Here is an 11,092-nt window from a genome sequence, read left to right as displayed (position 1 = left end):
GAGTTTCTCCCAGCCTTCGGCCGAGTCGTAAGCTGCTGCATACACGCCGGTCACCTTTTGCGTATCGGCGCGGTGGCGCCCGAACACTTTTTCCAGGGCCTCGCTCACCTCACCGACGGTGGCGCGCAGGCGCACCGCCTGGATGGACAGGTCGAGCAGGTTGCCCTGGCCCGTGCGCGCCGCGGTGGTCAAGGCCTCCAGCGCCGCCTGCACCTTCGCGCCATCGCGCTTCGCGCGGATCTGCCCCAGGCGCGCGATCTGCTGCTCGCGCACCGCCATGTTGTCGACCTCGCGGATTTCCACCGCGTCTTCCTCGGCCAACCGGTACTTGTTGACGCCCACGATCACGTCGCGGCCGGAGTCGATGCGCGCCTGCTTCTCCGCGGCCGCCGCCTCGATCTTCAGCTTGGCCCAACCGGAGTCGACGGCGCGCGTCATGCCACCCATGGCCTCGACTTCCTCGATGATCTTCCAGGCGGCGTCCGCCATGTCCTGGGTCAGCTTCTCCATCATGTAGCTGCCGGCCCAGGGATCGATCACGTTGGTGATGTGGGTCTCTTCCTGCAGGATCAGCTGCGTGTTGCGGGCGATGCGCGCCGAGAACTCGGTGGGCAGCGCGATCGCCTCGTCGAAGCTGTTGGTGTGCAGCGACTGGGTGCCGCCGAACACCGCGGCCATCGCCTCGATCGTGGTGCGCACCACGTTGTTGTACGGGTCCTGCTCGGTGAGCGACCAGCCCGAGGTCTGGCAGTGCGTGCGCAGCATCAGGCTCTTGGGGTTCTTCGCACCCACGCCCTTCATGATGCGCCACCACAAGAGGCGCGCCGCGCGCATCTTGGCGATCTCGAGATAGAAGTTCATCCCGATCGCCCAGAAGAACGACAGGCGCCCGGCGAACTCGTCGACGTCCAGGCCCTTGGCCATCGCCGTCTTCACGTATTCGCGGCCGTCCGCCAGCGTGAAGGCCAGCTCCAACGCCTGGTTGGCGCCCGCCTCCTGCATGTGGTAGCCCGAGATCGAGATCGAGTTGAACTTCGGCATGTGCCTGGCCGTGTACTCGATGATGTCGCCCACGATCCGCATGCTGGGCTCGGGCGGATAGATGTAGGTGTTGCGGACCATGAACTCCTTGAGGATGTCGTTCTGGATGGTCCCCGCGAGCTGCTCCGGCTTCACCCCCTGCTCCTCGGCAGCGGCGATGTAGAGCGCCATGATCGGCAGCACCGCGCCGTTCATCGTCATCGAGACCGACATCGCGTCGAGCGGGATGCCGTCGAAGAGCGTGCGCATGTCGTAGATCGAGTCGATCGCCACGCCGGCCATGCCGACGTCGCCGCGCACGCGCGGGTGGTCGGAGTCGTAGCCACGGTGGGTCGCGAGGTCGAACGCGACCGAGAGGCCCTTCTGGCCGGCCGCGAGGTTGCGGCGGTAGAAGGCGTTGGACTCCTCGGCGGTCGAGAACCCGGCGTACTGCCGGATCGTCCACGGCTGGGTGGTGTACATCGTCGGGTACGGCCCGCGCAGGAACGGGCTCAAGCCCGGCAGTGTGTCGAGCGCGTCGAGGCCCTCGAGGTCGGCTGGCGTGTAGAGCCCCTTCACCTCGATGCCCTCGGGCGCCAGCCACGTGTTGCCGGCCGAGCCTCCGGGCCCGGTCTCGGCGCCACCAGCGAGCGGCAGGCCTGCGAAGGTCTTCGGGACGGTCACGACAGCTTCTCCCTCGTCCTGGTCAGGAAGTCCAAGGCGTCGACACCCAAGGCGAACGAGTCGTCGACCGCCTCCGCGACGGGGCCCGTGGGCTTGCCCGCGATGATCACGTGCTGGGCGCCGGCGGCGCGCAGGGCGGTGGCCGCCTCCGCGCCCCACTCGGCGTACGTCGGGTCAGCGCCCGCGAGGCACACCACCGGCTGGCCGCCGTAGGCCGCGACGACCTCGTCGGGCCCGGCCGTGGCGCCGGCCACCTCGACCGGGATGCCTCCGGCCGCGAACAGGTTGGTCGCGAAGGTCGCGCGCGCGGTGTGGGCGGCGATGGGGCCGAGCGTGGCCAGGAACACCGGCGTGGCGACGGGCGCGTCGCGCAGCGCCTCGAACGCGGCGCCGTAGGGCCGCACGCCCTCCCAGGCGTCCCAGGCCGCCCGCTCGGGCAGCACCTCCGCGGCGTTCGGGAACTCGCTGAGCCCGGTGATCGGGCGCTTGCGCCGGGCGATCTCGACCTCGCGCTTGGCGACCGTCGCCGCGATCGCCTCATCGAGGGAGTCACCGGCGTCGAGCCGACCGAACAGCTCCCAGGCCACCTGCGCGAGGTCGTCGGTCAGCTTCTCGACGGCGTACGCGCCACCGGCCGGGTCGACGACGTGGGCCACGTGGGCCTCGTCGATGAGCAGGTGGGAGGTGTTGCGCGCGATCCGCCGGCCCAGCTGCTCGGGGCGGCCCAGCGGGCCGTCGAACGGCAGCACGGTGACGGCGTCGGCGCCACCGACACCGGCGGCGAACGCCGCGACCGTCGTGCGGAGCATGTTCACGTAGGGGTCGAAGCGCGTCATCATCGGTCGACTGGTGACCACGTGCTGGCGCTGGGGGACGTCGGGCGACCCGCTGAGCTCGAGCACGCGCGCCCACAACCGGCGGGCGGCACGGAGCTTGGCGATCGTCGGGAACTGCTCGTCGGTGGCCGCGTAGCGGAACTCCACCAGCCGGGCGGCGTCCTCGACCGGGATGCCGGCCTCGCTCAGCGTCCGGAGGTAGGCGACGCCGGCGGTCATCGACCAGGCGAGCTCCTGGGCGTCGGAGGCGCCACGGTCGTGGACCGAGGTCGCGTCGACGACGAACCCGAGGACGCCGCGGTCCAGCGCCAGGCGCGCGGTCTCCGCGGTCGCCTCGGCGGCGGGCACACCCAGGTTGGTGCCGGGGTGCAGCTCGCGGCCCTCGGCGTACTGCAGGAACGCGGCGGGCTCGACGCCGTCGAGCACGACCGGCGCGAGGTCGAGCTCCACGTCGTGGAGGACCACCGCCAGGTCGGCGCCCCCGCGGAGCCACAGCGAGGTGACGCCGCCCTCGAGGTCCTCGAGCGCCTCGTCGTTGGCGAGCTTGGCGTCGGCGCCGTCGACGTAGGACCGGACGTCCCAGTCGCCCTGACGCACGGGCCGGCCACTGGTCGTCACGTCGTCCAGCAGGGAGCGCGTGCCGAGCGGCGTGACGCCGATGCCGTCGAGCGTCGTGCGGGTCAGCTTCGTCCAGACCAGGTCGTCGGGGTCCTCGTCGGTCAACCGGCGTGCCTTGCGCAGGACCGCCGCGGCGCCCTTCTCCCAGTCCGCGATCGTCCAGCTGTCCTCGGGAGATGCGAGGTCGAGTGACCCCTGCTCGGGCTCGAGCTTCGCAGGCTCTGCCAGCCCGCCTTCCACTCCACCATCGACACTCATGGCCTGCACGATAGGCGGATCGCACACCACCCGGCCACGCGATGTGACGTTTTCGGACCAGGTCACGACCTAGGTCCCGCACCCGCGGGCCCTAGGTCGGTGCGACAACCATGCGAGCGCTGCGGGCGTCCCACCACCGAAGGAGCCAGACGCTCGGGAGGTGTCATGGACAGCGGGTCGAGGCGGACGGCCCCGGGGCGCGGGGGTTCACGCGACGTCCACCTCTCGGCAGTCGGGCGGACACCGCGCCGGGTCACGGTGGCGGCATGCGGATCGCGTTGGTGACCGAGACGTTCTTCCCCGCGGTCGACGGCACGACCACGACCGTGAAGGCGGTCGCCGACCGGCTCGTGGCGACCGGCCACCAGGTGATGGTCGTCGCTCCCGGCCCCGGCCTCTCGTCGTACGGCGCGAGCGAGGTCGTCCGCGTCCGGTCTCTCGAGCGGGTCGGCCCGCAGGTGCGGTCGGCGCTCGAGCGGTTCGCTCCCGACCTCGTGCACGTCACCTCCCCCGGAGCCGTCGGCCGCAAGGCGCTCAAGCACGCGGGCCGGCTCGGTGTGCCGCGCCTGGTCGTCGAGCAGTCGCCGCTGCTCGACGTGACCGCGGACTACTGGAGGGGCCGGGTGGCCGAGCGCGCCGAGCGGGTGCTGGTGACGTCGCGGTGGATGGTCGACCGGGTCGCGGAGTTCGGCGTCGCCGCCGAGCTGTGGGCGCCGGGTGTGGACACCGCGGCGTTCACCCCTGCGCTGCGCGACCAGTGGCTCCACGACCGGTGGTCACGAGCACGGGCTCGCTCGGGCCCGCTCGTGGTGGTCGGCTACGTCGGCAGCCTGCGCAAGCGCCACGACGTCCGCCGGCTCGCGGCACTCGCGACGGTGCCGGGCATCCGCCCGGTGGTCGTCGGCGACGGTCCGCAGCGCGGGTGGCTCGAGGCCCGGCTCCCCGACGCCACGTTCCTCGGTGAGCTGCCGACCGGCGACCTGACCGCGGTGCTGCCGAGCCTGGACGTGCTCGTCCATCCCGGCGAGCACGAGACCTGCTGCCACCCCCTGCGCGAGGCGGCCGCCGCCGGCGTGCCGGTGGTCGCCCCCCGGTCGGGTGGCGCTCCCGACGTCGTACGCACGCTGGAGACGGGGCTGCTCTACGACCCCACCGACGAGCACGCCCTCGCACGGGCGGTGGCCGCGGTGGCCGCGGACCGACGCCGCGGGCTGCTCGGGGGCCGAGCCCGCGAGCTCACGCAGCGCACGTGGTGCGACGCCGTCGACGAGCTCGTCAGCGCCCACTACTGCTCGCTGGACGCGTCGCTGACGGTCCCGACCGCGGGGTCAAAGGTCATGAAATCGTCCTAAACCGGCTTATGTCACACGATCGGGTGGCATTACCGGCCAGTAGCACAGGTAGCGTGTCGCAACGTGGCAACGACGACCTTGGTCAAGGGTGCGCGAGCATCACGCTCGACGATCGCCCTGAAGATTCTCATGGCCGTGAGCGGCCTCCTGTTCATCGCCTTCGTGCTCATGCACATGTACGGCAACCTCAAGGCCTTCGGAGGCCATGACTCGTACAACACGTATGCGGAGCACCTGCGCACCTTCGGCGAGCCGATCCTGCCCCGCGAGGGCCTGCTGTGGATCCTCCGCCTCGGGCTGATCGTGGCGCTCATCGCGCACGTCGCGAGCGCGCTGGCGCTGTGGCACCGGGCGGGCACGGCGCGGAGCACGAAGTACGTGGCGAAGAAGAACCTGGGCTCCAGCTTCTCCTCGCGGACCATGCGCTGGGGCGGCATCACGCTGCTCCTCTTCGTCGTGTGGCACCTGCTCCACTTCACGATCGTGAAGATCAACCCGGCCGGCGGCGCGACCAACGACCCCTACAACCTCCTGGTCGACTCGTTCCAGGAGTGGTGGATGACGATCCTCTACCTGGTGGCGATGGCCGCGCTCGGCCTGCACCTCCACCACGGCACGTGGAGCTCTCTCCAGACGCTCGGGTGGACCAGCTCCGCCGCGGCGCGCACGCGCGCCAAGGTCGCCGGCTGGGTGGTCGCGATCGTCATCGCAGGCGGCTTCTCGCTGGTGCCCCTGTTCGTCCTCTTCGGCGTCATCGACTAAGGAGTCGCGACACATGGCATCCCCCATCGACCCCTCGCACAGCACCCCGACCAACGAGCCGCCGGTGCAGGTCTCCGACGACGCGCAGGGCTACTACGTCCCGGGCGAACCGCTGGTCGACCCGCGGACCCCGACCGGTCCGATCAAGGACCGCTGGACCACCCGCAAGTTCGAGAACCGGCTGGTCAACCCCGCCAACCGGCGCAAGCTCTCGATCATCATCGTGGGCACCGGCCTGGCGGGCGGCGCGGCCGCGGCCACGCTCGGCGAGGCCGGCTACAACGTGAAGTCCTTCTGCTACCAGGACTCCCCGCGTCGCGCGCACTCGATCGCCGCGCAGGGCGGCATCAACGCCGCGAAGAACTACAAGGAGGACGGCGACTCCACGCACCGTCTCTTCTACGACACCGTCAAGGGCGGCGACTACCGCTCCCGCGAGTCGAACGTCTACCGCCTGGCCGAGGTCAGCGCGAACATCATCGACCAGTGCGTCGCGCAGGGCGTCCCGTTCGCGCGCGAGTACGGCGGCCTCCTCGACAACCGCTCCTTCGGCGGCGTGCAGGTGTCCCGCACGTTCTACGCCCGCGGCCAGACGGGTCAGCAGCTGCTGATCGGCGCCTACCAGGCGATGGAGCGTCAGGTCGCCGCCGGCACGGTCACCGAGTACACCCGCCACGAGATGCTCGAGCTGATCGTCGCCGACGGTCGGGCTCGCGGCATCATCGCCCGCAACATGGTGACCGGTGAGATCGAGACCCACCTTGCGGACGTCGTGGTGCTCGCCAGCGGTGGCTACGGCAACGTCTTCTACCTGTCGACCAACGCCATGGGCTCCAACGTGACGGCCACCTGGCGGGCGCACCGCAAGGGCGCCTACTTCGCCAACCCGTGCTACACGCAGATCCACCCGACCTGCATCCCGGTCTCGGGCTCGCACCAGTCGAAGCTGACGCTGATGTCGGAGTCGCTGCGCAACGACGGCCGGATCTGGGTGCCGAAGAAGAAGGCGGACTGCGACAAGGACCCGCGCCAGATCCCCGAGCAGGACCGCGACTACTACCTGGAGCGGATCTACCCCTCGTTCGGCAACCTGGTCCCCCGCGACATCGCCTCGCGCGGTGCGAAGAACGTGTGCGACGAGGGCCGGGGCGTGGGCCCGGAGGTCGACGGCGTCCGGCGTGGCGTCTACCTCGACTTCGCCGACTCGATCGCCCGCCTCGGTGAGGACGCCGTCCGTGAGAAGTACGGCAACCTGTTCGACATGTACAAGCAGATCACGGGTGAGAACCCCTACGAGGTGCCGATGCGGATCTACCCCGCGGTGCACTACACGATGGGCGGTCTGTGGGTCGACTACGACCTGCAGTCCTCGATCCCGGGTCTGTTCGTCACCGGCGAGGCCAACTTCTCCGACCACGGCGCCAACCGACTGGGTGCCTCGGCGCTGATGCAGGGCCTGGCCGACGGCTACTTCGTGCTGCCGAACACCATCCGCGAGTACCTCGCCGACGGCCCGTTCGACGCGCTCGACGAGAGCCACCCGGCGGTCGCCGAGGCCAAGAAGTCGGTCGAGGACCGCGTCCAGCACTTCCTGTCCACCAACGGCACCCGCAGCGTCGACTCCTACCACCGCGAGCTCGGCAACATCATGTGGGAGTACTGCGGCATGGAGCGCACCGAGGACGGGTTGAAGAAGGCGATCGACCTGATCCGCGGCCTGCGCGAGGACTTCTGGCGCAACGTCAAGGTGCTCGGCACCGCGGACAGCCTCAACCAGTCCCTGGAGAAGGCCGGCCGCGTGGCCGACTTCTTCGAGCTCGGTGAGCTCATGTGCATCGACGCGCTCAACCGCCGCGAGTCCTGCGGCGGCCACTTCCGCGCCGAGTCGCAGACCGAGGACGGCGAGGCGCTGCGCCACGACGACCAGTTCGCGTACGTCGCGGCCTGGGAGTTCGGAGGTGACGGCGCACAGCCCGTCCTGCACAAGGAAGACCTCGTCTACACGGCCATCGAGATGAAGCAGCGGAGCTACAAGTAATGAAGGTGACCCTGAAGATCTGGCGGCAGCCGGACGCCGCGTCCCCGGGCGCGATGCACACCTACGAGGTCGACAAGGTCTCCGAGGACATGTCGTTCCTCGAGATGCTCGACGTCCTCAACGAGCAGCTGAACGCCCAGGGCGAGGACCCTGTCGCCTTCGACTCCGACTGTCGCGAGGGCATCTGCGGCATGTGCGGCCTGATGATCAACGGCCAGGCGCACGGTCCGGAGGTCACGACGACCTGCCAGCTGCACATGCGCTCGTTCAAGGACGGCGACGAGATCGTCGTCGAGCCGTGGCGCTCCGACGCGTTCCCGGTCCTCAAGGACCTGGTCGTCGACCGCGGCGCCCTCGACCGCATCATCCAGGCGGGCGGCTTCATCTCCGTCAACACCGGCTCCGCGCCCGAGGCGCACTCCGTGCCGGTCCCCCGCGACGACGCGGTCCGCGCGTTCAGCGCGGCCGCCTGCATCGGCTGCGGCGCCTGCGTGGCGGCCTGCCCCAACGGCTCGGCCTCGCTGTTCCTCGGCGCGAAGATCACCCACCTCGGTGAGCTGCCGCAGGGCCAGCCCGAGCGCCACTCGCGGGTGGTCGACATGGTCGCCCAGCACGACCACGAGGGCTTCGGCGGCTGCACGAACATCGGTGAGTGCACCGCGGCCTGCCCCAAGGAGATCCCGCTCGACGTGATCTCCCAGCTCAACCGGGACCTGCGCACCGCCCTCGTGCACGGTCGCTGATCCTCCAACGTTGACCCGCCCGAAACTTTCGGGCGGGTCAACGTCATTTCAGGCCGGCAGCAGCCAGATCTCCTCGTCGCCCCCGAGGGTGGGGCAGCGCGCGCCGGGAACCGCCTGGACGTCGAAGATCTCGGTGACGCCGGTGTCGAACTGCAGCGTGGCCACGGTGTCGCCGGTGGCCAGGTCGAGGACGCCGACCCCGCACAGGAGCTGGTCGTGGTGCGCCGCGATGGGTGCACCGCCGAAGATCGCCGTCTCGCGGATCTTCGACAGCCCCACGAACGCGAGGCCGCGGTGGAGGGCGAGGCCCCGGGCATAGCCCGGCACCGACGCGACCTCGTCGCGGCGGCCGGTCGCCAGGTCGACGCGCTCGAGGCGGCCCAGCCCGGAGTTCAGCACGAACAGGTTGCCGTCGTACCACCGCGGCGAGTGCGGCATGGCCAACCCGGTGGTCACCGGCTCGCCCGAGGCGACGTCGAGGATCGCCCCGCTGTCGTTGCGCACCGCGCGCCAGCCGGCCGGCTGGTCGGTCTGCGCCATCACCGTGACGAACGCCGGCGCCCCATCGCGCATGGCCACGCCGTTGAGGTGGCAGCGGTCCTCCGCGGCGAGGCGCGAGATGAACGGCGGGCGCCACCGCGGCACGAAGCTGTAGCCCGCCTCGAGGCCGGCGAGGCAGGAGAACAGGGTGTTGACGACCCACAGGTCGGGTGCCCCGTCCGCGGCCGTGCCCCAGACGACCTCGTGGCACTGGATCGCTCCGGTCACGACCGAGGTGCGCGGCAGCCAGCAGCGGTCGTGACGAGCGTCGGGCCCGATCCTCGGTGCGAGGTCGGAGTGCTCCCGCAACGACCAGACCTGTCCCCTGCCTCCGACCGCGACCCGGTCCGGGCCGACCGCGACGCCCATGGCCTGGTCGAACCGGCGGAACGAGAAAGTCGGTCGCCCCTCGTGGACGCCGATGGCGATCAGCTGGCCGGCCTGGTAGGTCGAGACCAGCAGCGAGCAGCCCGCGTCCTGGAGGACGCGCGCGAAGGAGGCGCTGTGGTGGAACCGGACCTCGGTGGCGTCGACGGCTGCGCTCACCGCAGCCTCAGCGTGTACCGGCCGACCACGCTGCTGCCGGCGCCGCCGCACGGCGTGAACGTGAAGCGGGCGCGCACCTGCAGCTCGCCGGTCCTCCTCAGCTGGCGGAGACCGCTCGCCGTCGGCCTCAAGGTCACCGTGACCACGTCGGCCCGTGCGACCTCGACCCGCGCCCGCTTGAGCGGGGATCCGGCAGCAGGCGCGACGCGCAGGGTGCCGGCCCCCTGCACGGTCACCGTGACCCGCAGCGTGCCCGCCGTCGTGTCGGCCCTCCCCTTCGAGCTGACCGCGAACCCGCCGCCCCTGTTGACGTCGGCGACCAGCGCGGTGCCGGCCGGGGTGCCGTCGGACACCCAGAGCTCGCTGCCGTGGACCCCGTCGTCCGCGCGGAAGAACACGCGCCCACCGACGGGGGTGAGTGAGCCCATTCCCCCGCGGTAGCTCGAGCCCGAGGGCTGGATGTCCTTAGCCATCGCGGTCCCCGCCTCGGAGCCGTCGGACTTCCACAGCTCCTGGCCGTGCGTCCCGTCGCCCGCGACGAAGAACGCCGTGCCGGCCGAGCCGACGATCCAGTACGGCGAGCTGTTGTAGACGTCGGGGTTGATGTCCTTGACGAGCACCGTGCCCGCCTCGGACCCGTCGGACTTCCACAGCTCGTACCCGTGGGCGCCGTCGTCGGCGCGGAAGAACAGCGTCCCGCCGACATCGGTGAGACCGGAGGCTCCGTAGCCGGAGTCCTCGTTGTCCGGGTCGATGTCCTTGACCAGCACCGTGCCCGCCTCGGAGCCGTCCGATGCCCACAGGGCCCGACCGTGCGTCCCATCGGTCGCGGTGAAGAAGACGCGGCCGCCCGACGCGGTGAGGTAGCTGGGCTGTGCCGAGGCGGCGCCGGGGTTGATGTTCTTGACCAGCGCCGTGCCCGCGGCCGTCCCGTCGGAGCTCCACAGCTCGGCCCCGTGGACGCCGTCGCGGGCGGTGAAGAACACCGTGCTGCCGCGGACGGCGAAGCCGTTGGGCATGCCGCCGTACTCCCCGGGTCGGATCTCCTTGACCATCGCCGTGCCTGCGCGGGTGCCGTCCGAGGTCCACAGCTCCCGGCCGTGCACCCCGTCGTCGGCGGCGAAGAACAGCGTGTCCCCCGCGGCCGCGAGGTTGGTGGGGCCGTTGTCGTAGTAGCCCCCGGCAGGGAGGTCGGTGAGCCTGACCGTGCCGGCGCGTGTGCCGTCGGAGCGCCACAGCTCCGCGCCGTGGACCCCGTCGTCGGCGGTGAAGAAGAGGGTGTCCCCGACCGCCGTGAGCGATCTCGGTCCGCCGCCGTACCCGTACCCGGAGTCCTCCTCACGGCCGATGTCCTTGACCATGACGGTGCCGGCTGCGGTCCCGTCGGACCGCCACAGCTCGCGACCGTGCTTCCCGTCGTCGGCGCTGAAGAACAGCGTGTCCCCGACGGCGGTGAGCTGGGAGGGTTGGTCGTAGTAGCCGTCGGAGGTGCCGATGTCCTTGACCAGCACGGTGCCGGCGGTGGTCCCGTCGGAGCGCCACAGCTCGCGGCCGTGGACGCCGTCGTCGGCCATGAAGAACACCGAGCCCCCTGCCGCGACGATGTCGGACGGCGAGCTCCCCGGCGTCGGCACGTTCGCGCCGCAGCCCTCGCGGGCGCCCGCGGCTCCTGCAGGGGTCGCCAGCGCCTGGCCC

Annotated in this window: 8 protein-coding genes; 4 read left to right on the top strand and 4 right to left on the bottom strand. The window is 70.9% G+C overall.

Annotated features, from left to right (window positions below; all coding sequences use genetic code 11):
• Positions 1-1,704: methylmalonyl-CoA mutase (gene scpA, locus Q0L15_RS03780; RefSeq protein WP_296602355.1), on the bottom strand; the 1,704-nt coding region annotated here is incomplete at its 3' end.
• Positions 1,701-3,416: a methylmalonyl-CoA mutase family protein gene (locus Q0L15_RS03775; RefSeq protein ID WP_296602354.1), complete on the bottom strand. Its 1,716-nt coding sequence runs from the start codon at positions 3,414-3,416 to the stop codon at positions 1,701-1,703. The genes scpA and Q0L15_RS03775, both read right to left, overlap by 4 nt.
• A gap of 266 nt (positions 3,417-3,682) precedes the next feature.
• Between Q0L15_RS03775 and Q0L15_RS03770 the strand changes: the two genes are divergently transcribed.
• The 4 genes from Q0L15_RS03770 (at position 3,683) to Q0L15_RS03755 (ending at position 8,311) form a co-directional block, all read left to right on the top strand.
• A complete protein-coding gene (locus Q0L15_RS03770) occupies positions 3,683-4,768 on the top strand; it encodes a glycosyltransferase (protein ID WP_296602353.1) in 1,086 nt (361 codons plus the stop codon).
• Positions 4,769-4,831: 63 nt separating this feature from the next.
• Positions 4,832-5,530, top strand: a complete 699-nt coding sequence (locus Q0L15_RS03765; protein WP_296602351.1) for a succinate dehydrogenase cytochrome b subunit — start codon at positions 4,832-4,834, stop codon at positions 5,528-5,530.
• A gap of 13 nt (positions 5,531-5,543) precedes the next feature.
• Positions 5,544-7,568 carry a fumarate reductase/succinate dehydrogenase flavoprotein subunit gene (locus Q0L15_RS03760; protein ID WP_296602350.1) on the top strand — a complete coding sequence of 675 codons (2,025 nt, stop codon included), beginning with the start codon at positions 5,544-5,546 and terminating at the stop codon, positions 7,566-7,568.
• Positions 7,568-8,311, top strand: coding sequence for a succinate dehydrogenase/fumarate reductase iron-sulfur subunit (locus Q0L15_RS03755; protein WP_296602349.1), 744 nt, complete (start codon positions 7,568-7,570; stop codon positions 8,309-8,311). The genes Q0L15_RS03760 and Q0L15_RS03755 overlap by 1 nt, the downstream gene beginning before the upstream one ends.
• A gap of 48 nt (positions 8,312-8,359) precedes the next feature.
• Here the strand turns inward: Q0L15_RS03755 and Q0L15_RS03750 are convergent, their stop codons facing one another.
• Both Q0L15_RS03750 and Q0L15_RS03745 read right to left on the bottom strand, forming a co-directional pair.
• Positions 8,360-9,397 (bottom strand): TIGR03032 family protein, encoded by a 1,038-nt coding sequence (locus Q0L15_RS03750; protein WP_296602348.1) that lies wholly within the window; start codon positions 9,395-9,397, stop codon positions 8,360-8,362.
• A partial coding sequence (locus Q0L15_RS03745) for an ELWxxDGT repeat protein (RefSeq protein WP_296602347.1) occupies positions 9,394-11,092 on the bottom strand: 1,699 nt, incomplete at its 5' end. The genes Q0L15_RS03750 and Q0L15_RS03745, both read right to left, overlap by 4 nt.

This window comes from Nocardioides sp., from assembly GCF_024509035.1.
Taxonomy (GTDB): domain Bacteria; phylum Actinomycetota; class Actinomycetes; order Propionibacteriales; family Nocardioidaceae; genus Nocardioides.
The sequence above is the reverse complement of the archived record's forward strand: the minus strand, read 5'-3'. Positions and strand labels throughout refer to the sequence as shown.

What these genes read in the sequence shown, in the direction of transcription:
- Q0L15_RS03770 (WP_296602353.1), top strand. Translation starts at nt 3,683, where the DNA reads ATGCGGATCGCGTTGGTGACCGAGACGTTCTTCCCCGCGGTCGACGGC.
- Q0L15_RS03760 (WP_296602350.1), top strand. Translation starts at nt 5,544, where the DNA reads ATGGCATCCCCCATCGACCCCTCGCACAGCACCCCGACCAACGAGCCG.
- Q0L15_RS03755 (WP_296602349.1), top strand. Translation starts at nt 7,568, where the DNA reads ATGAAGGTGACCCTGAAGATCTGGCGGCAGCCGGACGCCGCGTCCCCG.
- Q0L15_RS03775 (WP_296602354.1), bottom strand. Translation starts at nt 3,416, where the DNA reads ATGAGTGTCGATGGTGGAGTGGAAGGCGGGCTGGCAGAGCCTGCGAAG.